This window comes from Acidimangrovimonas pyrenivorans, from assembly GCF_042643245.1.
Lineage (GTDB): Bacteria > Pseudomonadota > Alphaproteobacteria > Rhodobacterales > Rhodobacteraceae > Acidimangrovimonas > Acidimangrovimonas pyrenivorans.
Map to the genome: position 1 here is coordinate 22896 of NZ_JBHRSK010000006.1, position 24221 is coordinate 47116.

The window sequence follows — 24221 nt, forward strand, 5'->3', positions numbered from 1 at the left end:
GGCCTCCTCCCGCCGGGCCGGACGGGAAGATGACAGAGACCAACCTGAGCCTTGAGGCGGCGCTGGCCCGCGTGAAGCTGCCCCTCGCCCTGACCTGGGCGGGGCTGTGGCTGGAACGGATCACGCGCGCCTTCTGGCCGGTCTGGACCATCCTTCTTGGGCTTTTCGCGGCGCTGGCCTTCGGGTTGCAGGACATCCTGCCGCTCTGGGCCGACTGGGCCGGGCTGGCCGCCTGCGGCCTCGGCGTGGTCTGGAGCCTGATCGCCGGCGGGATGCGCTTCCGTCGCCCCGGCCATGACGAGGTGCTCGACCGGCTCGACGCCCGGCTGCCCGGCCGGCCGCTGGCGGCGCTGCGCGACCACCAGGCGATCGGCGCGGCGGACGGCGAATCGGTGGCGGTCTGGCGCACCCATATCGAGCGGATGACCGAACGCGCCGCGCAGGCCCGGCCCGTCGCCCCCGATCTGCGGCTTTCCGCCCGCGACCCATTGGCGCTGCGCTACGTCACCCTGATCGCGGCGATCCTGGCGCTGCTGTTCGGCAATGTCGGCCGCGTCATCGGGGTGCAGGACCTCGCCCCCGGCCCCGGCGCCGCCTTGGCCGCCGGCCCGGCCTGGGAGGGCTGGATCCAGCCCCCTGCCTATACCGGCAAGCCGTCGCTCTACCTCAACGACATCACCCGCGACGGCTTCTCGCTGCCCGTCGGCAGCCACGTCATCCTGCGACTCTACGGCAAGCAGGGCGCGCTGAAGGTGACGCAGGACCTCTCGGCCCCGGCCCCGACCGAGCCGGAGACCAAGCCGACCGGTCCCGCCTCGACCGATCCCTCGGCCCCGGCGCAGAACTTCGACATCGCCCGCTCGGGCACGCTGGCCATCGAGGGCCCCGGCGGCCGCAGCTGGAAGATCACGGTGATCCCCGACGGCACGCCCTCGGTGAAGTTCCTCGGCACCGCCACCCGCCGCGCCTCGGGCGAGATGCACCAGCGTTTCGCCGCCCATGACGATTACGGCGTCACCACGGGCCGGGCGCGGATCAGCCTCGACACCGGCGCGCTCGACCGCCGCTACGGGCTGGCCGTCAAACCCGAGAAGCGCGACCCGATCGTGCTCGACCTGCCGATGCCGATCTCGGGCGACCGGACCAAGTTCGACGAGACCCTGATCGAGAACCTGTCCAAGGATGCCTGGGCCAACCTGCCGGTCGAGATGACCCTGTCGGTCGAGGACGCCGCGGGCCACATCACGACGACCGCGCCGCACCAGATGGTGCTGCCCGGCCGTCGCTTCTTCGAGCCGCTGGCGGCGGCGGTGATCGAGATGCGGCGCGACCTGCTATGGTCGCGCGCCAACGGCAAGCGCACCGCCCAGATCCTGCGCGCCATCACCAACAAGCCCGAGGGCTTCATCCGCAACGAGAGCGCCTATCTGCTGCTCCGCATCACCCTGCGCCGCCTCGAACGCGCCAACGAGGAGGGGCTGACGAAAGAGGTCCGCGACGAGATCGCCGAGTCGCTGTGGCAGGTGGCAGTGCAGATCGAGGATGGCGACCTGTCGAACGCGCTGGAACGGCTGCGCCGGGCGCAGGACCGGCTGTCCGAGGCGATCCGCAACGGCGCCAGCAAGGACGAGATCGCCAGCCTGATGGACGAGCTGAACAAGGCGCTGCGCGACTACATGCGCCAGCTCGCCCAGCAGCAGCAGAACAACCCCGACAAGCAGAGCGCCGAGAACCAGCAGTCGCTGAAGATCACCGGCGACCAGCTGCAGCAGATGCTGGACAGGCTGCAGCAGCTGATGGAGCAGGGCCGGATGGCCGAGGCGCAGCAGCTGCTCGACCAGCTCAGCCGGATGATGGAGAACATGCGCGTGGCGCAGGGCCAGAACGGCATGCCGATCCCGGGCCAGCAGCAGATGCAGGGGCTTGCCGACACGTTGCGCCAGCAGCAGGGCCTGTCCGACCGCGCCTTCCGCAACCTGCAGAACCAGGGCCAGGGCCAAGGCCAGCAGCCCGGCGAGGGCGACATGGGCATGGGTGAGCGGCCCGACCAGCCCGGCCAGGGCATGCAGCCGGGTCAGGGCCAGCAGGGCCAGGGCGGCGACGCCCAGGCGCTGGCCGACCGCCAGCGCGCCCTGCGCGACCAGCTCCGGCGCCAGGCGCAGCAGGGCCTGCCCGGCGCCGGCACGCCCGAGGGCAAGGCCGGACGCGAGGCGCTCGACCGCGCCGGCCGGGCGATGGACCGGGCCGAACAGGCGCTGCGCAACAACGACATGGCCGGGGCGCTGGACCGCCAGGCCGAGGCGATGGACGCCCTGCGCGAGGGCATGCGCAACCTGGGCCGGGCGATGGCGCGCAACGATCCGCAGCAGGGCCAGCAGGGCGGCAACAGCGACCAGGCCATGGGCGGACAGGGCCGCGATCCTCTCGGCCGCCAGACCGGCGAAACCGGCCGCATGGGCACCGATCGCAGCCTGCTGCAGGGCGAGGACATCTATCGCCGGGCGCAGGAGCTTCTGAAGGAACTGCGCCGGCGCTCGGGCGACCAGAGCCGGCCGGAAGTCGAGCGCGACTATCTCAAGCGCCTGCTCGAGCCGTTCTAGGCACCGCGCCGGCGCCCCGGCGTCTCGGGATTGGATAACCGGCCGCTGCGGTCAGTTGCCGTCTTCGGCCCCGCCATCGCCCGCCGCACCTACCGGGCGCAGCATCCGCACCGCGGTCTGCATCTGGCCGTCGAGCCAGACCCGGCCGCGATCGACGGCGGCGACATAGGATTGCATCGCCGGCCCGGCGGCCGGCCACTTGGCGACGATGCGCGGCGCCGAGGTATAGGCCAGAAGCAACAGCGCGACGAGACCCAGAACGAGGCCGAAACCCAGCCGGAACCCGCGCCGGCGCTCGGCCGGCGCCTCGGCTGCGGCCATGCCGCCCGGCTCGCCGCGCTCGCGCTCGGAATTGGCCCGCAGGGTCGAGTTGATCTCTTCGATGTCCGGCAGCAGGTCGCGGCGCGAGCCGGTCGCGTCGTTCCGTCCCTCCGCGGCGGCCGGGCGGCGCGGCACGGCGGGCGCTTCCGGCGCGGCGGCGGCCACCTCCCGCGGCGGCTCGCTTTCGGCCTCCCGCGGCGCCTCTTCGGCGGCGGCGGCCTCGGGCGCGGGCGTCTCTTCGCGCTCGCCCGACCGTCGGGTGATCTCGGCCGCCGGCAGCGCCGAGCCCGGCGCCTCCAATCCCAGCTCGGTCTGGGTTTCCAGCCCACCGCCCTCGGCCTTCCGGGCCGCCGTCTCGCGCTCGGCCTCCTCGCGCAGCACGTTCAACACGCCTTCGTCGAGCTCGCGCCGGCGCCGCTCCATCCCCGATGGCGCGGCGGCCGCGGGCGGCGGCTCGGGCAGCGGCGCCTCGGCGGATTCGGCATCGAAGCTTTCGGGATCGAAATCGGCGGCGGTATCAACGCCGGCGGTGCTTTCGGGCAGGTAATCCCCGGCCGCCGTATCCTGCACCGCAGCATCCTGCACCGCCGTGTCCTGCTCCGCCGCGTCCTGCACCTGCGTGCCCTGGCGCGCGGCCTCCTGCAGGCGAGCTTCGGCATCCGGTGGCAGCTGGAACCAGGCATGGCCGCAGTTGGAACACTGCACGTCGCGCCCGCTCTCGGGAATGGCCCGATCATCGACCTCGTATTGCGCGTCGCAATTCGGGCACGTCAGCCGCATAATGTCCCTGCCTCACCACTCACTTGCCGCGCGATCCCCGGGTGATCCTCGGCAAGGCCCGCTAAATTCTTGATATTGTAGCAAGGCGCAAAAGTTTCTCCAAGCCCTAGTGTCATAGTCTTGTCATCGCCGCCCGCGCCTGATTGAAACCGGGCCCGGGCTGGGCGAGACTGCCCCGGCGCAGGACAGCAGGATTCGGAGCATCGCGTGATCGAGTTTCACAACGTCGCCTACAATTACGGCGGAGGCGAGCTTCTGTCCGAGGTCACGCTGTCGCTGGCGACCGGCTCCTTCCACTTCCTCACCGGGCCATCGGGGGCGGGCAAGACCACCTTTCTCAAGCTGTGCTACGGCGAGTTGCAGGCGACCGCCGGCCGGGTCGAGCTGTTCGGCCGCGACGTCCGGGTGATGACGCGCGACGACATCGCCCATACCCGGCGCCGGGTCGGCGTGGTCCATCAGGATTGCCAGTTCCTCGACCATCTGCCGGTGGCCGAAAACATCGCCCTGCCGCTGACCGTCTCGGGCCGCAGCGCCGATCCGAAGGACCTGAAAGAACTGATGGGCTGGGTCGGGCTGAGCGCGCTGGCCGAGCAGCGCCCGCCCGAGCTGTCGGGCGGCGAGCGCCAGCGGGCGGCGCTGGCCCGGGCGGTGATCATGGGGCCCGAAGTGATCCTGGCCGACGAACCGACCGGCAATGTCGACTGGGAGATGTCGCAGCGCCTGCTGGCCCTGCTGGTCGAGCTCAACCGGATGGGCAAGACCGTGGTCATCGCCACCCATGACCTCAACCTGATCCGCAGCGCCAAGGCGCAGGTTTCCGCCCGCGTGCTGCGGATCCGCGACCGGCGGCTGCAACTGGCGGGGAGCGATCTCTGACATGGCGTTCTTCTCCCCGATCACCGCTCTCGTCGTCGGCGACCGCCAGGCCGCGCGGGTGGTGCCGCCGACCGGCGTCATCGCCCGGCTGACCGGCTTCACCGCCGCGGCGATGGCCTTCCTCGCCGTCTTCGCCCTTGCCCTGTCGCTGGCCTCGGGCCGGCTGGCCGACCGCTGGGCCTCGGCGCTGGCCAACAGCGCGACGATCCGGATCTCGGCCCCGCCGGGCCAGATCGAGGTCCAGACCAAGGCGGTGCTGAAGGTGCTTTCGGCAACGCCCGGCATCGCCGAGGCGCGGACGCTGAGCAAGGAGGAGGAGCGCAAGCTGCTGGCGCCGTGGTTCGGGCCCGACCTGCCGCTCGACAGCCTGCCGATCCCGCAGCTGATCGACATCCGCGAAAGCGGCGCCGGTTTCGATGCCGAGGGGCTGCGCCAGCGGCTGGCGGCCGAGGCGCCGGGCGCGGTGCTGGACGATCACACCCGCTGGCGCCGGCCCCTGGCCCTGGCGGCGCAGCGGCTGCGGCTGCTGGGCCTGATCGCCATCGCCCTGATCGCCGCCTCGACCGCGGCGATGATCACCCTTGCCGCCAGCGCCGCGCTGGCCGCCAACAGCCAGGTGATCCGGGTGCTGCGCCAGATCGGCGCCCGCGACAGCTATATCGCCCGCGCCTTCGTCCGCCGCTTCACCCTGCGGGCGCTGGCCGGCGCGCTGGTCGGCACCGCGCTCGGCATCGCCGGCGTCGCGCTGCTGCCGGCGACCGATACCGCCGGCGGCTTCCTCACCGGGCTCGGCTTCCACGGCCCCGGCTGGCTGTTGCCGCTGGTGATCCCGCCGCTGGCCGCCGTGGTCGCCTTCCTGGCGACGCGGCTGGCCGCCTTCCGCTCACTCAGGAGGCTCAGCTGATGCGTTACGCAGTGCAATGGATCCTGTCGCTGCTGTTCATCATCCAGATGTATCTGATGATGGCGCTGATGGCGCTGTTCTTCACCCCCTGGGTGCTGGTGCAGACCGACGCCGCCTTCACCGCGGTCCATAGCTATTGCCGCTGGGTGCGCTGGACCGCGCGGGTGATGGTCGGGCTGCGTTCGGAGATCCGCGGCGAGGTCCCGACCGACGAGGTCATCATCGCCTCCAAGCACCAGTCCTTCTTCGACATCATCATCCTGGTCAGCGAGACGCCGCGGCCCAAGTTCATCATGAAGAAGGAACTGCTGCGCGCCCCGATCCTGGGCTGGTACGCGCTGCGCATCGGCTGCGTGCCGGTCGATCGCGGCAAGCGCGGCCAGGCCATCGCCCAGATGATGAAAGGGGTGAAGGACGGCCGCAGCCGTCCCGGCCAGCTGATCATCTATCCGCAGGGCACCCGCACCGCCCCCGACGCGACCCGCAGCTACAAGATCGGCACCGGGCTGCTCTACGACCAGCTCGGCCAGGACTGCGTGCCGGCCGCCGCCAATGTCGGCGTGTTCTGGCCGCGCCACGGCATCTACCGCAAGCCCGGCCTCGCCGTGGTCGAGTTCCTGCCGCGGATCAAGGCGGGACTGCCGGTGCAGGAGTTCATGGCCAGGGTCGAGGAAGAGGTCGAAACCGCGTCGGACAGGCTGATGGCCGAAGCCGGCTACGACGCCCCGGCGGCGCGCGCGGCACGGCAGGCCCGGGAGGCGAAGGCATGAGGTTCCTCGAGGATGTCGCCGAGCTCGAGGCGCTCTACGGCACGCCGGGCGAAGCGTCGCTGGTCAAGGTGGCGCGACGGATGACGCCGACCTACCGCGCCTGGATCGGCCGGTCGCGGCTCTGCCTGCTGTCCACCGTCGGCCCCGAGGGCACCGATTGCAGCCCGCGCGGCGACGACGGCCCGGTGGTGACCGAGCTCGATCCCGGCACGCTCGCCCTGCCCGACTGGCGTGGCAACCAGCGCATCGACAGCCTGCGCAACATCGTCCGCGATCCGCGCGTGTCGCTGACCTTCCTCGTGCCCGGCTCGAACAACATGGTGCGGGTCAACGGCCGCGCCCGGATCACCGACGACGCCGATCTGTGCGCCCGGTTCGAGAAGGCGGGCAGGCAGCCGCGCACCGTTCTGGTGATCGAGATCGGCGAGATCTATTCGCAATGCGCCCGCGCCCTGCTGCGCGCCCGGACCTGGTCGGCGGGCGACGAGTCCGAGGGCCTGCCGACCGTCGGCGACATGCTGCGCGAGATGACCGCGGGCGCCTTCGACGGCGCCACCTATGACGCCGAATGGTCCGGCCGCGCCGCCAGGACGATGTGGTAGGGGCGGGAACCCGCCCCTGCCGTTACCAGGCCGTCTAACGGGCCGTCTCGCCCCGCCGCCGCACCACGACATCGACCGTGACCGAGGCCAGCAGCACCAGCGCCGTCGCCATCAGCTGCACCGCCGCCGGCAGCCCCAGCAGCGCCATGCCGTTGACAATGGCCGCGATCACCACCCCGCCCAGGACCGCGTGCAGCGGATGGCCGCGGCCGCCGAACAGGCTGGTGCCGCCGATCACCGCCGTGGCGACGACGTAGAGCACGATCGTGCCGCCGTCGAAGCTGGTCGAGATCGAGCGCAGGCGCGAGGCATAGATGATGCCGCCCAGCCCGGCGGTCAGCGCCGCCAGGGTGAAGGCCAGCGTGCGGATGGCGGCCAGGTTGATGCCGGCCCGGCGCGCGGCCTCGGCATTGCCGCCAATGGCGTAGATGAAGCGCCCCAGCCGGGTGCGGCCCAGCAGCACCGACCAGCCGGTCAGCACGACGAAGACGATCGGGATCACCCAGGGCATGCCGTAGAGCGGGAAGCGCGGTACGCCGCGGGCGACGTTGCTGACCACCACGAGCACGATGCCGGCCAGCGCCGCGGCACCGACCTTCAGCGCCGTGACACCCGGTGGCGGCGCCACCAGCCCGCTGTTGCGCCGCTGGCGGTCGCGCAGCGCCGTCTGCACGGCATAGACCACCAGCACCAGCAGCGTCAGCGCCCAGCCGCCGGCGCGGCTGAGCGTGCCGTTGGCGAGGTTGTTGATCGTCTCGTCGGGAATCGGGATCGTGCCGCCGGTGCCCAGCAGCTCGATCATCACGCCCTGGAATCCCAGCAAGCCGGCCAGCGTGACCACGAAGGAAGGCAGCCGGACCCGGGTGATCAGCGTGCCCTGCAGCGCGCCCAGCGCAGCGGTGCAGGCCAGCGCCGCCGCAATCGCCGCCCACCACGGCCAGCCGACATCGGGCTGCACCAGCATGGTGGCGATGGTGGCGCCGATGCCGGCAACGAAACCCAGCGACAGGTCGATCTCGCCCAAGAGCAGCACGAAGACCTCGCCCATGCCGATCAGCATGAAGACCGAGCCCTGCACCAGCAGGTTGACCAGGTTGCCGGGCGACAGGAACTTGGCGTTCTGGCTCTGGAAGATCGCCGCGATCAGGATCACGCCGAGCACGACCGGCAGCACCCCGCTCTGCCCCGCCGCCACCTTCGTCCAGAGGCTGCGGGCATAGGCGCCCAGGCTCTGCACCTGCCCGGCGCCCACCACGGCCGTCCGGCTTGTGCCCGTGCCGCTGTCATCGACCGGCTCGGGCAGCACCCGGCGGCCCTCGGCCTCGGGATCGACCTTGACCTTGCCCAGCCGGTCCGAGCGGCCGGTGGTCATCAGCTCGACCGCCAGCGGCGGGTCGAATTCCTCGGCCGGCCCCTGCGCCACCATCTGGCCCAGCCGCAGCACCGCGATCCGGTCGGCCACGGCGAAGACGTCGTTGAGGTTGTGCGAGATCATCACCACGGCGAGACCCTGATCGGCCAGCCGCCGCACCAGCGCCAGCACCTGGCGGGTCTGGGCCACCCCCAGCGCCGCCGTCGGCTCGTCGAGGATCACCAGCTTGGAATTCCACATCACCGCCTTGGCAACGGCGATCGACTGGCGCTGCCCGCCCGACAGCGCCGCCACCGGCGCCCGGATCGAGCGCAGCGTGGTGACCTGCAGCCCCGACAGCGTCTCGGCCGCCGCGCGCTCCATGTCGTCCTCGGCCAGCAGGCCGCGCGCGGTGCGCTCGCGGCCCAGGAACATGTTCTCGACGACATCGAGATTGTCGCACAGCGCGAGGTCCTGGTAGACGACCTCGATCCCCAGCGCGGCGGAATCGCGCGGGCTGTGGATGCGGACCGGCTTGCCCTGCCACTGGATCTCGCCACCGTCCGCGGCATGGATGCCGGCGATGGTCTTGATCAGCACCGACTTGCCGGCGCCGTTGTCGCCGACCAGCGCCGTCACCTGGCCGGGATAGACCTCTAGGTCGGCCCCGGCGAGGGCCTGGACCGCGCCGAAATTCTTCTCGAGTCCGCGCACGCGGAGGAGCGGTTGCGCCCCTCCGCCGGCTTCCGTTTCATTGGCCGTCATGCGCGGTCACGACCCCATCGCCGGGTTGATCCCCGCAGCCTTGCAGGCCTTGGCCATGGTGCCGCCGGCGCAAAGCTTCTTGGCCGGGACGAAGCCGTCCGCCACCACCGTCGCCGCCATGTTCTTCTGCGTCACCCAGAGCGGTTTCAGCAGCACCGAGGGCACCTCGGTCTTGGCCTGCGAATCCATCGTCTTGCCGTTGACCAGCCCCGCTGGCGGCGCCTCGCCCGCGCGCAGGTAGAGCGCCAGCGCGGCCGCCGCCTGCGCCTCGAGATAGATCGGCTTGTAGACCGAGCCGCACTGGTAGCCGGTCAGCACGTTCTGCATCCCGGTCAGCGTCGCGTCCTGACCGGTGGTCGGGAAGCTGTGCGGCGGCACCTTCAGCGTCTTCAGGTACGAGATCACCGCGTTGGCGTTGTCGTCGTTGGGCACGACGGCGGCGTTCATGTCGGGATGGGCGGTGAACTGTTCCTCGAAGGTGGTCCGCGCCTTGGCCGGGTCCCAGGTTCCCGCCGGTTCGCCGACGTTCTTGTAGGCACCGGAAGCAAATTTGGGCTTGAGCACGTCCATGTAGCCCTTGGCGAAGAGCGTCGCGTTGTTGTCGGTCGGCGCGCCGCGCATCACCAGGATCTGCGGGCTTTTCACCTTCCAGTCTTTCAGGCATTGCTCCATGCCCTGGCCGATCAGCTTGCCGACCGCGACATTGTCGAAGCTGACATAGTAGCCGCGGCTGCCGCCGAGGGTGAGCCGGTCGTAATCGATCACCGGCACGCCGTGCTGTTTGGCATAGGTCTCGATCGAGGCCCCGACGCCCGACGAGATCGGGTCCATCACCAGCACCGTCGCGCCCTGCGAGATGTCCGACTGCGCCTGGGTCAGCTCGCTCGACTCGCTGCCCTGGGCGTTGGTGATGATGAACTGGTCGGGCGACAGGCCCGCCGCCTTGAACGCCTGCTTGAGATAGGGCGCGTCGAAGGACGTGTAGCGCGCCGAGGTGGTGGTTTCCGGCAGCAGGATGCCGATCTTGCCCTGGCCCTTGGCGGCGACGGCCTTGAGCTGCGCCATGGCCGAGAAATCGGCGCTGAAGGAGGTGGCGGTCAGCCCCTGCGCCGCCGCGACGCCGGCGCCGAGGCCAAGGGCGACGGCCGCCGTGGTCAGAAGCCGGGCCGCGCTGCGGCGCCGGCGGGTGCGCGGACCTGCCGCCGTCTGCGGGGTGTGCGGTTGAGTGAACGGCATGACTTCCTCCCGAGATAACGAACCGCCCGGGATTCGGCCTCCCGGGCGTGGCCGGCCCGGCGCGCCGCCGGCCTCTGCCCGCGGAGCGCCTGCCCATCGTTGATAGAGCCGCGCGCGGCGGCCCCGAAATGCACGATGCGCTCTCGGAAGATCGAAATTCCCTGATCGGTCGTGACTTCGCGTGCGTCCGCCAGGGAGGGGCGGACGCCGCAACAGGGCCGTGTCAGGGGGAGGGAGGAACGCCGGGGCGCCGCCGGATCAGGCGGCGAGCCCCTTCGAGCCCATGTCGAGGTATTTCTTGCGCCGGTCCTTGATCAGCGCGTCGGGCTTCTTGCCCGACAGGTCCTTCAGCATCGCCCGGATCGCCTCGCCCACCGCCGCGATCGTCGCCTCGCGATCCCGCTGGGCACCGCCGACCGGCTCGGGAATGACGCGGTCGATCACCGCCAGCTTGAGCAGGTCCTGCGCGGTCAGGCGCAGCGCCTCGGCGGCCTCGCGCATCTTGCCGGCATCCTTCCACAGGATCGAGGCGCAGCCCTCGGGCGAGATCACCGAGTAGACCGAATGCTCGAGCATGGCGACGCGGTTCGCCGTCGCCAGCGCCACCGCCCCGCCCGAGCCGCCCTCGCCGATGATGATCGAGATCAGCGGCACGCCGACCTCGAGGCATTTCATCGTCGAGCGGGCGATGGCCTCGGACTGGCCGCGCTCCTCGGCGCCCTTGCCGGGATAGGCACCGGTGGTGTCGACCAGGGTGATCACCGGGATGCCGAAGCGATGGGCCAAGTCCATCAGCCGCGCCGCCTTGCGGTAGCCCTCGGGCCGGGCCATGCCGAAATTGCGCTCGATCCGGCTCTTGGTATCGTTGCCCTTCTCCTGGCCGATCACCATCACCGGCTGGTCGTCGAACCGGGCCAGGCCGCCGATCACGGCAAGGTCGTCGGCGAAGTTGCGGTCGCCGGCAAGGCTGGTGAACTCGGTGAACAGGGCGTCGACATAGTCGATGCAGTGCGGCCGTTCGGGATGGCGCGCGACCTGGCATTTCTGCCACGGCGTCAGCCCCTTGTAGATCTCGGTCAGCATCGCCTCGGCCTTGCGGTCGAGCGCGCTGGCCTCCTTCTCGACATCCATCCCCTCGTTCGTGCGCGCCATCGCGCGCAACTCCTCGGCCTTGCCTTCGATCTCGGCCAGGGGTTTTTCGAATTCGAGATAGTTCATGCTCGGCTCCTGTCGCGGACCCCCGCTATATGACGGCACGAAAGGCCGTTTGCAACGGGGCGGACATCTTGCGCGCGGTCATGGCGGGGATGGCGACGATCAAGCAGGCTTGTCTCAGAAGGAGACCGCGATGACCAAGATCGACTTCCGCAAGATCGACAAGCCGTTCTATTCGGGCAAGGTCGGGCGCTGGGACCGGCTGGCGGTGCCCGAGATGAGCTTCCTTGCCATCGACGGTCGGGGCGACCCCGGCGGGCCGGCTTTTGCCGCCGCCATCGCCGCGCTCTACGCGGTGGCCTACAAGGTGAAATTCGCGCGCAAGGCCGCCGGCACGGAGGATTTCACGGTCGGTCCGCTCGAAGCCCTGTGGTGGGCCGAGGACATGGCCGACTTCCAGCCCGGCTCGGGCGGGCGCGAGCGTTGGCAGTGGCGGGCCGTGCTGCGGATGCCCGGGGACATCGGCCCCGACGCGGTCGAGGCGGCCCGCGCGGTGGCCGCAAAGGCGCTCGCGAAAAAGCCCGCCCCGGCCTGCGACGCCGCGACCCTGGCGCGGGTTGCGCCGCTCCGCTTCGCCGAGGGCGACTGCCTGCAAACGCTTCATGTCGGGTCCTATCTCGACGAGGCGCCGGTGCTGGCCCGGTTGCATGGCGAGGTGATCCCCGGGCTCGGGCTGCGGCCGGCGGGGCTGCATCACGAGATCTATCTCTCCGACCCGCGCCGCACTGCGCCCGAGAAGCTGCGCACGATCCTGCGCCAGCCGGTCGCGCCGGCCGAAGGCTGACCGCGGTCCCACTCAAGCCCTGCAAACGGGGATTTCAACAAGCAGCGCCCCGGATCTCTCCGGGGCGCGCCTCCTCCCGCCAGTCCAGGGGCCTCCTCGCCGCCCGGACGCGGTTTAACGGGCTGCGGACAATTTACGCAGCGTCGCCGGGATGCTGCCCCGCGCATGGGCATCGCGTCAACTGTTCTGTGCGACAAGGATGTGACAGCATGGCGGATCTTCCAGAAATGCAGGGCTGTGCGCCCGTCGGGGCGCGCCCGATCCATCCGCCGAAACGAATCGCGCCCCGGGGATCGTCTCCCGGGGCGCGCCTCCTCCTTGTCGTCCGGCCGGCCTCCCCGCCGCGCCGGACCAAGTGTCAGCCGGCGATCATCTCGGCCTGGCGGACAATGACTTCGGCCTGCTTGATCGACGCGATATCGACCAGCCGGCCCTTGTAGACGGTCGCGCCCTCGCCGCGCGCCTTGGCCTCTTCCATCGCGGCCAGGATCTCGCGCGCCTCGGTCACCTGGGCCTCGGAGGGGGTGAAGACCTCGTTGGCCAGCGCCACCTGCTTGGGATGGATCGCCCATTTGCCGACCATGCCCAGAGTCGCCGAGCGGCGGGCTTGGGCGCGGAACCCCTCGTCATCCGAGAAATCGCCGAACGGGCCGTCGACCGGCAGCACGCCATGGGTGCGGCAGGCGGCGACGATGGCGGCCTGGGCCCAGTGCCACGGGTCGGACCAGTGCTTGGCGCCCTCGTGCAGCATGTAGTAGTTTTCCTGCGTCCCGCCGATGCCGGTGGTCTGCATCCCCATCGAGGCGGCGAAATCGGCCGCGCCCAGGCTCATCGCCTGCAGCCGGGGCGAGCTGGCGGCGATCTCCTCGACATGGGCGATGCCGGCGGCCGATTCGATGATCACCTCGAAGCTGATCGGCTTGCTCCGGCCCGTGGCGGCCTCGACCGCCGTCACCAGCGCGTCGACGGCATAGACATCCGCGGCGCAGCCGACCTTGGGGATCATGATCTGGTCGAGCCGGTCGCCCGCCTGTTCCAGCAGTTCGACAACGTCGCGATACCAGAACGGCGTGTCGAGCCCGTTGATCCGGACCGAGAGATACTTGTTGCCCCAGTCGATCTCACGCGTGGCGGCGATGATATTCGCCCGCGCCGTGTCCTTGTCGCCCGGTGCCACCGAATCCTCGAGGTCGAGATTGATCACGTCCGCCGCACTCGCCGCCATCTTCTCGAAGATCGCCGGGCGCGAGCCGGGGCCGAAGAGTTGGCAGCGGTTCGGGCGCGCGGGGGCGGCGGGCTGGATGCGGAAGCTCATCGAATTCCTCGGGTAATGATGTTTCGCCGTTACGACGGAAGTGGATAGATTGTTGCGCTCCGGGTTGCAAGGCCTGTTTTTGCGCCGCAGCATATGCGCCGCGACGCAGCAGGGCCGAGACTGGATTCGCCGCCTCGCTCGGCAGTGACGCACAAAACTTCGCCAAATGAGCCGAAAGACGCGAAATCCTCCCGCCCTCACGCCGCCGTGACTTCAACTTTCCCAAGACATCCCCGACCACATCCTCCATTCTGCCGCCCGAGATTCAGGAGACGACGATGATCCAGACCCCTTACCTGCTGTTCCTCGGCGATGCCCCCGACCAACTCGCCGCCAAGGTGGCCCAGGGCATCCGCGACTGGCGCCCCGAATACGCGCTGGGCCAGTATCGCATGGACGGCTGCAAGGCCGACATGAAGCTGCCCGACATGAACCTGGCCGAAGCCCATGCCGCCAGCGCCCGTACCCTGGTGATCGGCGTCGCCAACCGCGGCGGCGTGATCTCGAAGAAATGGAAAGAGGTGCTGCACACGGCGCTCGAGCAGGGCTTCGACATCGCCAGCGGGCTGCACAACCTGCTGCGCGACGAGCATGACCTGGTCGAGACCGCCCAGCGCCACGGCCGCACCCTGCACGACGTCCGCGTGCCCTCGGTGCAATACCCGATCGCCAACGGCGTCAAGCGGACCGGCAAACGCTGCCTCGCCGTCGGCACCGACTGCTCGGTCGGCAAGATGTATACCGCGCTGGCGATGGACAAGGAGATGCGCGACCGCGGCCTGAAGGCCAGCTTCCGCGCCACCGGCCAGACCGGCATCCTGATCACCGGCGACGGCGTGCCGCTGGACGCGGTGATCGCCGATTTCATGGCCGGCTCGGTAGAATACCTGACGCCGGACAACGACGCCGACCACTGGGACCTGATCGAGGGCCAGGGCAGCCTGTTCCACGTCTCCTATTCGGGCGTGACCATGGCGCTGATCCATGGCGGCCAGCCCGACGCGCTGATCCTGTGCCACGAGCCGACCCGCGACCACATGCGGGGGTTGCCCGGCTACCAGCTGCCCAGCCTCGAGGCGCTGCGCGACACCGCGCTGAACCTTGCCAAGGTCGCCAACCCGGCCTGCCAGGTGGTCGGCATCTCGGTCAACACCCAGCATATGGGCGACGAAGAGGCCACGGCCTACCTTGCCGAGGTCGAAGCACGGATGGGTCTTCCCGCCGTCGATCCGTTCCGGCATGGTGCCGGCAGGCTGGTCGACGCGCTGGCCGCGATCTGACACCCGGGACGCTCGTCGCGCCCCTCGGGCCCTCCTCGCCGATGAGGGCCCGGCGGGCCACGAAGAGGCTAGGAGGCCCCATGACCATCACCGTGACCGCCGACACCTTCCGTCTGGCCCAGGTCTTCACCATCTCGCGCGGCAGCCGCACCGAGGCCCGCGTGCTGACCGCGCGGATCGAGCGGGACGGCGTCATCGGCCATGGCGAATGCGTTCCCTACGCCCGCTATGGCGAGAGCCTCGACAGCGTCAGCGCCCAGATCGAGGGCCTGCCTGCCGGCATCGACCGGCTTGAACTGCAGGACGCCCTGCCCGCCGGCGCCGCCCGCAACGCCGTCGATTGCGCGCTGTGGGACTGGGAGGCGAAGAAGGCCGGCAAGCGGGTCTGGGACCTCGCCGGCCTGCCGGCGCCGCAGCCGATGATCACCGCCTTCACCCTGTCGCTCGACGATCCCGACAAGATGCGCGCCGAGGCGGCCAAGAACGCCCACCGGCCGCTCTTGAAGATCAAGCTCGGCACGCCGGACGACATGCACCGGCTGGCCGCGGTCCGCGCCGGGGCGCCGAAATCGAAGATCATCGTCGACGCCAACGAGGGCTGGACCACCGAGATCTACGCCGACCTCGCGCCACATCTGGAGAAGATCGGCGTCGCGCTGGTCGAGCAGCCGCTGCCCGCCGGCGCCGACGAGGCGCTGGCCGAGATCGAACGGCCGATCCCGGTCTGCGCCGACGAAAGCTGCCACGACCGCGCCTCGCTGCCCGATCTGGTCGGCAAGTACGACATGGTGAACATCAAGCTCGACAAGACCGGCGGCCTGACCGAGGCGCTGGCGCTGCGCGATCTCGCCCGGTCGCAGGGCTACGGCGTCATGGTCGGCTGCATGGTCGGCTCGTCGCTGGCGATGGCGCCGGCGACCCTGGTCGCCCAGGGCGCCGATTACGTCGATCTTGACGGCCCGCTGCTTCTGGCCGAAGACCGCGACGCGCCGCTGTTCTACGACGAGCGCGGCGTGCACGGGCCGCAGGCGGCTCTGTGGGGGTGAGGCGCGCTTGACGCCGAACGGGCGGAGCCCCCGCCAGTTTTCCGGCCCGATAGGGCGACCATATGACCGGGCCCGGCCCGACGCGTGACAGAAAGGACCAAGGATGAGCCGCATCGTTTACGTCAATGGCGACTATCTGCCCGAGGAAGAGGCCAAGGTCTCGGTCTTCGACCGCGGCTTCCTGATGGCCGATGCGGTCTACGAGGTGACCTCGGTCCTCGACGGCAAGCTGCTCGATTTCGAGGGCCACGCCGCCCGCCTTGCCCGCTCGCTGTCCGAGCTCGACATGCAGGCGCCGGTCGGCCACGAGGAGCTGCTGGAAATCCACCGCGAACTGGTCAAGCGCAACGACCTCGTCGACGGCATGATCTACCTGCAGGTCACCCGCGGCAACCCGGGCGACCGCGACTTCGTTTTCCCCGATCCCGAGACCACCAGGCCGACGCTGGTGCTGTTCACCCAGTCCAAGCCGGGCATGGCCGATGCGCCGATGTCGAAGACCGGCGCCAAGATCATCTCGATCGAGGACATCCGCTGGGGCCGCCGCGACATCAAGACGGTGCAGCTGCTCTACCCGTCGATGGGCAAGATGGCGGCCAAGAAGGCGGGCTGCGACGACGCCTGGCTGATCGAGGACGGCTTCGTCACCGAGGGCACCTCGAACAACGCCTATATCGTCAAGGGCGGCCGGATCATCACCCGCGACCTGAGCCACGACATCCTGCACGGCATCACCCGCGCCGCGGTGCTGCGCTTCGCCCGCGAGGCGCAGATGGAAGTGGTCGAGCGCCCGTTCACCATCGCCGAGGCCAAGGAAGCCGACGAGGCCTTCACCACCTCGGCCTCGGCCTTCGTGATGCCGGTGGTCGAGATCGACGGCGTTACCCTGGGCGACGGCAAACCGGGCCCGATCGCCAAGCGGCTGCGCGAGATCTACCTCGAGGAAAGCCGCAAGACGGCGACCTGAGGGATCGGCAAGCCGAATTCGTGAGGGTGGCGCGGGGAGACCTGCGCCATTTTCGTTTTCGGGCTCGGCGAAGGGAGCCATCGAGTCTCGGCCAATTGCACGAGGATCGCGCCCGGCCCCGAGGGTGGGCGCAATCGCGCCCGCCCTTGGGGGGCGGGGTCGGGCGTGATCCGGGGCTGACGCCCCGGAGGACTTCTGTCAGGCTGCCCCTCGCCCCCTCACCCGAAGCGGAAGTTCGATGCCGTCACCCCGCCCATGATCCCGTCCTCGTGATAGGGCCGGCTGGCGGGCTCGCTCTCGGCCGCGCCCAACGCGGTGAACAGCGGCACGAGATGATCTTCCTGCGGGTGGCAGAGCCGGGCGGAGGGGGCGCTTTCCCAGCCCAGCAGCGCCGCCAGCCGCTCGGCCGGCGGCAACGCCAGCGCGTCGCTGAGCCAGGCGTCGAAAGCCATCGACGGCGCCTTGGCCTGCGGCCCGAACAGGCGCAGGTTGTGATAGCTCAGCCCCGAGCCGACGATCAGCACGCCCTCGTCGCGCATGGGCGCCAGCGCCCGGCCGATCTCGACATGCTGGGCCGGGTCGTAATTCTTGCGGATCGAGACCTGGAACAGCGGCATGTCGGCCTGCGGATACATGATCTCCATCGGCGCGAAGGTGCCGTGGTCATAGCCCTGGGTCTCGTCCAGCCGCACCGGCAGCCCGGTGCCCTCTATCAGCGCCGCCGCCCGTTCCGCCAGCGCCGGCGCGCCGGGGGCGGGATAGGTGATCTCGTAGGTGTGCGGCGGGAAACCGTGATAGTCGTAGACCATCGGCGGCCGCGCTGCGTGCATGACCGAGACCGCCTCGGTCTCCCAGTGCCCCGAGACCATCAGGACCGCCTTCGGCCGTTCCGGCAGCTCTTCCGGCATCCGGGCCAGCGCCTGCTCCAGCGCGGCAAACCCGGCGCGCATCTGCGGGATCCAGGGCCACGGCCCCCCGCCATGCGAGATGAAATAGGTCGGCATGCGGCTGGACATCGGCGTCCTCCTGATCGGCTGCGAACAAGGGGAACATAGGCCGGCGCGGCCGGGCCGTCAGGAGCGAAGGATCACACAGTGCCAGTGCGCCGTCGCACAGCTACCGCCGCACGGTCACGCCGTGCCCTGCACCAGGTGCACCGTCACGGCGGCATAGAACACCATGCTCGCCACCAGCACGAAGACATGCCACAGCGTGTAGTGGAAGGGCAGCCGCTCGAACAGGTAGAAGACGACACCGACGGTATAGAGCCCCCCGCCAACCGCGATCAGCACGATCACCGGGCCCGACAGCGTCGCGAAGAAGCTGCCTCCGGCCACCGCCCCGGCCCAGCCCATGCCGAGATAGAGCGCCAGCGCCAGCCAGCGCAGCCGCGCCGGCGAGATCAGCTTCAACCCCATCCCGGCCAGCGCCGCGCCCCAGAGCCCGGCCAGCAGATAGCCGCCATGGCCGCCGGGGATCAGGGTGAAGGGGGTATAGGTGCCGGCGATCTTGGCATAGATCGCGGAATGGTCGAGCCGCCGCAGAACGCCGTGCCAGCGATGCCGGCCGACGATGTTGTAAAGCGCCGAGAACAGGATCATCGCGATCAGCGTCGCACCGTAGAGCGCGACGGCGAAGAGCGCCTCTCCGGCGCTGCCGCGCCACAGCGCGACGGCGATCAGCACCGGAACGGCAATCAGCACCGCCGCCAGACCCGAGACATGGACGACGGCATCGCTGATCAGCTCGGCGCGGCTGTATTCTGTGCGGACAGGCAACGGCATCTTGCGATCATAGCACATTCCCCGCCCTCACGGGCGCGCCATGGCGCCGCGGGCCCGCGCCCAGCGGACCCTATCCGCCGATCACCACCTGCGACGGGATCGGCTCGCCGGCCTGATTGACTCCGACGAAGCTGAAATTCGCCGCGTTCAGATCGGCGGTGCTCACCCCGTTCAGGACGCCGATCACTTCCGGCGTGCCGGCCCGGTCGGGATATTCCGCATAGGTCGTGGTCAATTGCAGCTCGACCCCATTCTCGCCGTCCACGACATGGAGCACGGCGCTGGGATGCAGCACATCCTCGAAGGTCTCGCCGCTTTGCAGGCTGTTGTCGATCTCGATCCGGTCCTGCGCCGGGTCGAAATCGGTGACAGAGATCTTGTCGCCGTAGGCCGAGTAGGGGTGGTCGAGCGTGATCGTATCGGTACCGGCGCCGGTGGTCACGGTATCGTAGAGATCGAACCGGATCGCATCGTTGCCGTCCCCGCCATTGACCAGATCGTGGCCCGACCAGCCCTGATCGGGATCGTTGGTGGTGGCGTCGATCGTGTCGTTGCCGTCCCCGCCGTCGATGCTGTCGTCGCCGAAACCGCCAGTGATGGAATCGGCGCCGTCGCCGCCGCTCAGGCTGTCGTCGCCGGCGCCGCCGATGACGATGTCCTCGCCCAGCCCGCCATTGACGGTCGCGCCGCCTCCACCCGCGACCAGCCGGTCATCGCCGCTGCCGCCGTCGATGGAGTCGACATGGGAGTAGCGCGCATCGACCGTGTCGTCGCCTGCGCCGCCCGACACGCTGCCGCCGCTGCCCTTGTAGTCGACATAGTCGTTGCCGTCGCCGCCGTCGATCGAGTGAGGGCCGCCATAGCCGGCATGGATCGTGTCGTCGCCGGTCTCGCCGTAGATCGTGTCGGCGCCGGCCAGATGGGCCGCGGTGCCGCTATAGATCAGGTCACCGCCCGCGCCGCCGTGGATCAGGTCGCTGCCCTGGCCGCCGTCGAGCGTGTCGTTCCCGTCGCCGCCATCGAGCGTGTCGTCCCCCGGCCCGCCGGCAACGCTGTCATCGCCGGGCCCGCCGGCCATCCGGTCGTTGCCGCCGAAGGCGTAAACGGTGTCGTTGCCGCTGCCGCCGTAGAGCGTGTTGTCGCCGGTACCGCCATGCAGGCTGTCGTCGCCCGCACCGCCGCGGACCAGATCGTCGCCGTCGCCTGCGTCTATTGAATCGTTGCCGTCCCCGCCGTCGATGGTGTCGTCGCCAGCCCCGGCCTCGATCGTATCGTCGCCCCCGATACCGTCCAGGAGATCGGGCCCGTTGCTGCCCGTGAGCCTGTCGTCACCTTCGGTTGCGTGATCCTCGTCATCGGACCCGTCGAACCCGTCGACGAAAACCGAGGCGACAAGCCCGGCAGCCAGAAGAGAAAAGAAAAACAGCGCCCCCATCGCACTCGCCCCACACACGCCCCCGTTGTCCATGGACAGTAGAGGTCAGCCGCAGGGAGTAAAGAGGTTGTGATTTGAAGAGAGAAACTTGTGATTTGAAGAGAGAAACTTGTGATTATTAACGCCTGACACAGGTCAATCCGGCACCATGACCGCCATTGTTTCCGCCTCCAGGGCGCATCGCCCCCATCGACGATTCGCCCCGCGGCCTGTTCGGTCCCGGATCGGGACCGCTCAGCCCTTCTCGGCGTCGCCCACGTTCTCGCGATAGGCCTTTGCGAAAGCGGCCTGCTTGTCGGCATCGGCCTCGGTCTGCTGCTGCGCCTTCCAGTCGTCATAGGGCATGCCGTAGAAGATCTCGCGCGCCTCGTCCTTGGTCATCGCGATGCCACGCGCGTTGGCGGCCTCCTGGTACCAGCGGCTCAGGCAGTTGCGGCAGAAGCCGGCGAGGTTCATCAGGTCGATATTCTGCACCTCGGGGCGCTTGACCATCAGGTGTTCGCGCAGGGCACGAAAGGCGGCGGCTTCGATCTCGGTGCGGGTGGCGTCGTCCATGGGCAATCTCCTTTGCCTCAGAAATCGTCTGCGCCCAGCACTTCGTCAAGGATCGGCGCCAGCCGTTCGGCCCATTCGCTCTGGCCCTCGGGCGTCGCGATCAGGTCGTGGCGCAGCTCGATCAGCGTATTGTGGCGGCCGGGGATCAGCGCGTGGCGGTCGATCGAATCGCCCGGCAGGTGGCCGCTATAGGGCTCGTTCTCGCCGACGCAGAGATCGCTTTCCTGCCGCAGCCGGGTCAGCAGCGCCTTCGACAGCCGCGGATCGTGCGGCGAGTAGAGCACGCCGATATGCCACGGCCGCGGATGGCGCCCGACCAGCCGCGGCGTGAAGCTGTGGATGGCGACGATGACGGTGTCGGCCCGCCGCGCCGCCAACCGTTCGTACGCCTCGTGATAGGGAAAGTAGAGGCTGCGCAGACGGCGCTGGACCTCGGCTTCCGGGATGTGGCGGTTGGCCGGGATGATGGTGCCGTCATAGAGCTGCATCACCAATGTCGGATCGGCCTCGCCCCGGTTGGGGTCGATCACCAGGCGCGAGAAATTGGTCAGGATCGCCGGCGCATCGAGCAGATCGGCCAGCCGCCGCGTCACCCCGGCGGCGCCGAGGTCGTAGGCGATGTGGCGCTCCATGTCATGCGGCGCGATGCCGAGGCTGCCGCCGCCGATCTCGGGCGGGACGGTGTTGGCGGCATGGTCGCAGGTGATCAGCCAGCGCGAGGGGCGGGTTTCGCCGACGATCTCGTAAGGGCTGTAGGTCATGGAGGCGTTACCGTGTTCTGTCATTCCGGCGCCGGTTTAGGTCATGCCGGGAGAAAGCGCCAGTTGGCTATGCGCAGGGATAGGCAAGCAAGGCCGGGGGCGCTGCCCCCGGACCCCCGGAGTATTTTCGCAAAGAAGAAATGCAGCCCGTCTTCTTCTTTGTCCAAGTACTCCACGGGGGTCCGGGGGTGTGAAACCCCCGGCCTTGGCTTCCGGCACCGCCAGGAAAGCGGGCAGGACGGATACCGGAACGGCACGCCGCCCCCGGGGCCGGGCAAAGTGACCCCGCGGCACCGGGGCCAGTTGCCCCGGCCGGGGAATTCCGCCATACAGGCGCCGGCCCGCCACGACAGTTGAATATAACCTGAGGAGCAAGGCAGCATGAGACGCCTTCGCAACGTCAAGATCGTGGCCACCCTGGGCCCGGCCTCCGACACTTACGAGACCATCCGCGCCCTGTTCGAGGCCGGCGCCGACGTGTTCCGGCTCAACATGAGCCATGGCAGCCACGAGGACATCGCCGCCCGCCACGCCACCATCCGCAAGATCGAGGCCGATACCGGCCGGCCGATCGGCATCCTCGCCGACCTCCAGGGCCCGAAGCTGCGGGTCGGCACCTTCGTCGCCGGGGCGGTCGAGCTCGAGGAAGGGGCGAAGTTCCGGCTCGACCTCGACCCGGCGCCGGGCAACGATCGCCGCGTCCAGCTGCCGCACGAGGAGATCTTCGCCGCGCTCGAACCCGGCGCGACCCTGCTGGTCAATGACGGCAAGATCCGCCTCCAGGTCGAGGATTGCGGCAAGGACTTCGCCGATTGCACGGTGATGGTCGGCGGCATGATCTCGAACCGCAAGGGGGTGAACGTGCCCGACGTGGTGCTGCCGGTGGCGGCGCTGTCGGAGAAGGACCGCAAGGACCTGGAATTCGCCTGCCAGCTGGGCATCGACTGGCTCGCGCTGTCCTTCGTCCAGCGTCCCGCCGATGTCGAGGACGCCCGTGCCTTGGTCAAGGGCCGCGCCGCGATCATCTCGAAGATCGAGAAACCCTCGGCGGTGAAGAGCTTCGCCGACATCCTGGCGGTGTCCGACGGGATCATGGTGGCGCGCGGCGACCTCGGCGTCGAGCTGCCGGTGCAGAACCTGCCGCCGATCCAGAAGCAGCTGGTGCGCGGCTGCCGGATGGCGGCCAAGCCGGTGATCGTCGCCACCCAGATGCTGGAGAGCATGATCGAATCGCCGATGCCGACCCGGGCCGAGGTCTCCGACGTCGCCACCGCGATCTACGAGGGCGCCGACGCGGTCATGCTCTCGGCCGAGAGCGCGGCGGGCAACTACCCGATCGAGGCGGTGCAGACCATGAACAACGTCGCCGTCGAGGTCGAGAGCGACCCGACCTATCGCGAGGTGATCGAAAGCTCGCGCCGGGTCGAGCGGCGCTCGGTCGCCGACGGCATCGTCTCGGCCGCGCGCGAGATCGCCGAGAGCGCCCATATCAAGACGATCTGCTGCTTCACCCAGTCCGGCACCACCGCGATCCTGACCGCGCGCGAGCGGCCGCGGGTGCCTATCATCGCGCTCACCCCGCTCGACCGCACGGCGCGGCGGCTGTCGCTGACCTGGGGCGTGCATTGCGTCAAGACCGAGGAGCAGGAACGGTTCAAGGGCGCGGTGATCTCGGCGGTGCGGGCGGCGCGCGAACACAGCTTCGCCACCGATACCGACCAGATCGTCGTCGTCGCCGGGGTGCCGTTCAACGTGCCCGGCACCACCAACATCCTGCGCGTCGCCCCCTGCGAGGAACGGTTGATTTATCGCTCCGATCCCGAATAATGGGGCTTTCAGCCGCGGGGGTGCGGGATGAATACCGACCTGATGTTCGTGATCGGCCTGGTCGTGGGGGTGCTGGCCATCCCCTCGATCTTCAGCGCCTTCTCGGAAAGTCGCGCCCCCCGCGCCGCCGCGATCATGGTGCTAATCGCCGGTGTCCTGATCGTCACCGCGGTGAGCCAGAAACCCGCCGCCTACACCTTCGAGAACATCCCCGACGTGGTATTGCGGGTGGTCGGCGGGCTGCTCAACGGCTCCCTGCTTTAGCCTGCCGCCCTTCCGGTGGCGGCGTTTTCCCCTTGCCAGCGGCGTCCCGTCCGCCTATACGGCGCGCTCGATCCGTGCGGCCGGCCGAAGTGGCATGCCGAGTCGCGCGCTAACCGCTCGCAAGAGGAGATGGAAATGCCCAAGATGAAGACCAAGGCCAGCGCCAAGAAGCGGTTCTCGACGACCGCATCGGGCAAGGTGAAATCCGGCCCGGCCGGCAAACGCCACGGCATGATCAAGCGGACGAACAAGTTCATCCGTGACGCTCGCGGTACCATGATCCTGTCGGACGCGGATACCAAGATCGTCAAGAAATACATGCCCTACGATCGCTGAGGAGGCTGGACAATGGCACGCGTCAAATCCGGGAAAGTCACCCACGCCGCCCACCGCAAGGTGATCAAGAAGGCGAAAGGCTACTACGCTGCGCGCAGCACGAACTTCCGCACCGCCACCCAGGCGGTCGACAAGGCCAACCAATACGCGACCCGCGACCGCAAGACCCGCAAGCGCAACTTCCGCGCCCTGTGGATCCAGCGCATCAACGCCGCGGTCCGCGCCGCCGATGCCGACATGACCTATTCGCGCTTCGTCAACGGCCTGGCCAAGGCCGGGATCGAGGTCGACCGCAAGGTCCTGGCCGACCTGGCCGTGCACGAGCCGGAGGCTTTCGGCGCGATCGTCGAACAGGCGAAAGCCGCGGCCGCCGCGTAAGACCCCTTACCGGGACAGTGAAAAGGCCCCGCGCGCTTCGGCACGCGGGGTTTTTCTTTGGCGGAG

The 24221-nt window shown here is 69.4% G+C and carries 23 protein-coding genes; 13 read left to right on the forward strand and 10 right to left on the reverse strand.

Features of this window, described 5'->3' with window-relative positions; genetic code table 11:
• Positions 1 to 29: 29 nt before the first annotated feature.
• Positions 30 to 2600, forward strand: a complete 2571-nt coding sequence (locus ACFOES_RS09930) for a TIGR02302 family protein (protein WP_377833113.1) — start codon at positions 30 to 32, stop codon at positions 2598 to 2600.
• Between the two features lie 51 nt (positions 2601 to 2651).
• Here the strand turns inward: ACFOES_RS09930 and ACFOES_RS09935 are convergent, their stop codons facing one another.
• Positions 2652 to 3701 (reverse strand): zinc-ribbon domain-containing protein, encoded by a 1050-nt coding sequence (locus ACFOES_RS09935; RefSeq protein WP_377833114.1) that lies wholly within the window; start codon positions 3699 to 3701, stop codon positions 2652 to 2654.
• A 207-nt stretch (positions 3702 to 3908) separates the two neighbouring features.
• Between ACFOES_RS09935 and ACFOES_RS09940 the strand changes: the two genes are divergently transcribed.
• From ACFOES_RS09940 to ACFOES_RS09955, 4 genes are read left to right on the forward strand one after another with little or no spacing between them, the layout of a single operon-like run.
• Positions 3909 to 4580, forward strand: a complete 672-nt coding sequence (locus ACFOES_RS09940) for a cell division ATP-binding protein FtsE (RefSeq protein WP_377833115.1) — start codon at positions 3909 to 3911, stop codon at positions 4578 to 4580.
• Position 4581: 1 nt separating this feature from the next.
• Complete coding sequence (locus ACFOES_RS09945; RefSeq protein WP_377833116.1) at positions 4582 to 5484, forward strand: cell division protein FtsX; 903 nt, start codon at positions 4582 to 4584, stop codon at positions 5482 to 5484.
• Positions 5484 to 6254, forward strand: a complete 771-nt coding sequence (locus ACFOES_RS09950; RefSeq protein WP_377833117.1) for a lysophospholipid acyltransferase family protein — start codon at positions 5484 to 5486, stop codon at positions 6252 to 6254. Before ACFOES_RS09945 ends, ACFOES_RS09950 begins: the two co-directional genes overlap by 1 nt.
• Positions 6251 to 6856 (forward strand): pyridoxamine 5'-phosphate oxidase family protein, encoded by a 606-nt coding sequence (locus tag ACFOES_RS09955; protein WP_377833118.1) that lies wholly within the window; start codon positions 6251 to 6253, stop codon positions 6854 to 6856. Before ACFOES_RS09950 ends, ACFOES_RS09955 begins: the two co-directional genes overlap by 4 nt.
• Positions 6857 to 6890: 34 nt before the next feature.
• On the opposite strand, the gene ACFOES_RS09960 is transcribed toward ACFOES_RS09955, so the two are convergent.
• The 3 genes from ACFOES_RS09960 to ACFOES_RS09970 all read right to left on the reverse strand — a co-directional run bounded on the left by ACFOES_RS09960 (position 6891) and on the right by ACFOES_RS09970 (position 11426).
• Positions 6891 to 8921 carry an ATP-binding cassette domain-containing protein gene (locus ACFOES_RS09960; RefSeq protein WP_377833119.1) on the reverse strand — a complete coding sequence of 677 codons (2031 nt, stop codon included), beginning with the start codon at positions 8919 to 8921 and terminating at the stop codon, positions 6891 to 6893.
• A gap of 57 nt (positions 8922 to 8978) precedes the next feature.
• The gene (locus ACFOES_RS09965; protein ID WP_377833120.1) at positions 8979 to 10208 is read right to left on the reverse strand and encodes a sugar ABC transporter substrate-binding protein; all 1230 of its coding nucleotides are present in this window, start codon (positions 10206 to 10208) and stop codon (positions 8979 to 8981) included.
• A gap of 258 nt (positions 10209 to 10466) precedes the next feature.
• Positions 10467 to 11426, reverse strand: coding sequence for an acetyl-CoA carboxylase carboxyltransferase subunit alpha (locus ACFOES_RS09970; RefSeq protein ID WP_377833121.1), 960 nt, complete (start codon positions 11424 to 11426; stop codon positions 10467 to 10469).
• Between the two features lie 130 nt (positions 11427 to 11556).
• On the opposite strand from ACFOES_RS09970, the gene ACFOES_RS09975 reads away from it, so the two are divergent.
• Complete coding sequence (locus ACFOES_RS09975) at positions 11557 to 12207, forward strand: GyrI-like domain-containing protein (protein WP_377833122.1); 651 nt, start codon at positions 11557 to 11559, stop codon at positions 12205 to 12207.
• Between the two features lie 358 nt (positions 12208 to 12565).
• Here the strand turns inward: ACFOES_RS09975 and ACFOES_RS09980 are convergent, their stop codons facing one another.
• Positions 12566 to 13522 (reverse strand): L-malyl-CoA/beta-methylmalyl-CoA lyase, encoded by a 957-nt coding sequence (locus ACFOES_RS09980; protein ID WP_377833123.1) that lies wholly within the window; start codon positions 13520 to 13522, stop codon positions 12566 to 12568.
• Between the two features lie 278 nt (positions 13523 to 13800).
• On the opposite strand from ACFOES_RS09980, the gene dgcN reads away from it, so the two are divergent.
• From dgcN to ACFOES_RS09995, 3 genes are all read left to right on the forward strand, one after another.
• Positions 13801 to 14802 (forward strand): N-acetyltransferase DgcN, encoded by a 1002-nt coding sequence (dgcN, locus tag ACFOES_RS09985; protein WP_377833124.1) that lies wholly within the window; start codon positions 13801 to 13803, stop codon positions 14800 to 14802.
• Positions 14803 to 14882: 80 nt separating this feature from the next.
• Positions 14883 to 15848, forward strand: coding sequence for an N-acetyl-D-Glu racemase DgcA (gene dgcA, locus ACFOES_RS09990; RefSeq protein ID WP_377833125.1), 966 nt, complete (start codon positions 14883 to 14885; stop codon positions 15846 to 15848).
• A gap of 103 nt (positions 15849 to 15951) precedes the next feature.
• Positions 15952 to 16815, forward strand: a complete 864-nt coding sequence (locus ACFOES_RS09995) for a D-amino-acid transaminase (protein WP_377833126.1) — start codon at positions 15952 to 15954, stop codon at positions 16813 to 16815.
• A 218-nt stretch (positions 16816 to 17033) separates the two neighbouring features.
• Here the strand turns inward: ACFOES_RS09995 and ACFOES_RS10000 are convergent, their stop codons facing one another.
• The 5 genes from ACFOES_RS10000 to ACFOES_RS10020 all read right to left on the reverse strand — a co-directional run bounded on the left by ACFOES_RS10000 (position 17034) and on the right by ACFOES_RS10020 (position 21350).
• Positions 17034 to 17831, reverse strand: coding sequence for a DODA-type extradiol aromatic ring-opening family dioxygenase (locus ACFOES_RS10000; protein ID WP_377833127.1), 798 nt, complete (start codon positions 17829 to 17831; stop codon positions 17034 to 17036).
• Positions 17832 to 17945: 114 nt separating this feature from the next.
• Positions 17946 to 18593, reverse strand: coding sequence for a PAQR family membrane homeostasis protein TrhA (gene trhA, locus ACFOES_RS10005; RefSeq protein WP_377833128.1), 648 nt, complete (start codon positions 18591 to 18593; stop codon positions 17946 to 17948).
• Between the two features lie 76 nt (positions 18594 to 18669).
• The gene (locus ACFOES_RS10010; protein ID WP_377833129.1) at positions 18670 to 20052 is read right to left on the reverse strand and encodes a calcium-binding protein; all 1383 of its coding nucleotides are present in this window, start codon (positions 20050 to 20052) and stop codon (positions 18670 to 18672) included.
• Between the two features lie 216 nt (positions 20053 to 20268).
• On the reverse strand, positions 20269 to 20589 hold the full coding sequence (locus tag ACFOES_RS10015; RefSeq protein ID WP_377833130.1) for a DUF1244 domain-containing protein: 321 nt from the start codon (positions 20587 to 20589) through the stop codon (positions 20269 to 20271).
• Positions 20590 to 20606: 17 nt separating this feature from the next.
• Entirely contained in the window at positions 20607 to 21350 is a 744-nt protein-coding gene (locus ACFOES_RS10020; RefSeq protein ID WP_377833131.1) for an N-formylglutamate amidohydrolase, read from the reverse strand.
• Between the two features lie 381 nt (positions 21351 to 21731).
• Here ACFOES_RS10020 and pyk point away from each other — a divergent pair, with 381 nt between their 5' ends.
• The 4 genes from pyk to rplT all read left to right on the forward strand — a co-directional run bounded on the left by pyk (position 21732) and on the right by rplT (position 24155).
• The gene (gene pyk / locus ACFOES_RS10025) at positions 21732 to 23177 is read left to right on the forward strand and encodes a pyruvate kinase (RefSeq protein ID WP_377833132.1); all 1446 of its coding nucleotides are present in this window, start codon (positions 21732 to 21734) and stop codon (positions 23175 to 23177) included.
• Between the two features lie 27 nt (positions 23178 to 23204).
• Positions 23205 to 23441, forward strand: a complete 237-nt coding sequence (locus ACFOES_RS10030) for a hypothetical protein (RefSeq protein WP_377833133.1) — start codon at positions 23205 to 23207, stop codon at positions 23439 to 23441.
• Between the two features lie 135 nt (positions 23442 to 23576).
• Positions 23577 to 23777 carry a 50S ribosomal protein L35 gene (gene rpmI, locus ACFOES_RS10035; protein WP_377833134.1) on the forward strand — a complete coding sequence of 67 codons (201 nt, stop codon included), beginning with the start codon at positions 23577 to 23579 and terminating at the stop codon, positions 23775 to 23777.
• Positions 23778 to 23789: 12 nt separating this feature from the next.
• Positions 23790 to 24155 carry a 50S ribosomal protein L20 gene (rplT, locus tag ACFOES_RS10040; RefSeq protein WP_377833135.1) on the forward strand — a complete coding sequence of 122 codons (366 nt, stop codon included), beginning with the start codon at positions 23790 to 23792 and terminating at the stop codon, positions 24153 to 24155.
• Positions 24156 to 24221: the final 66 nt, after the last annotated feature.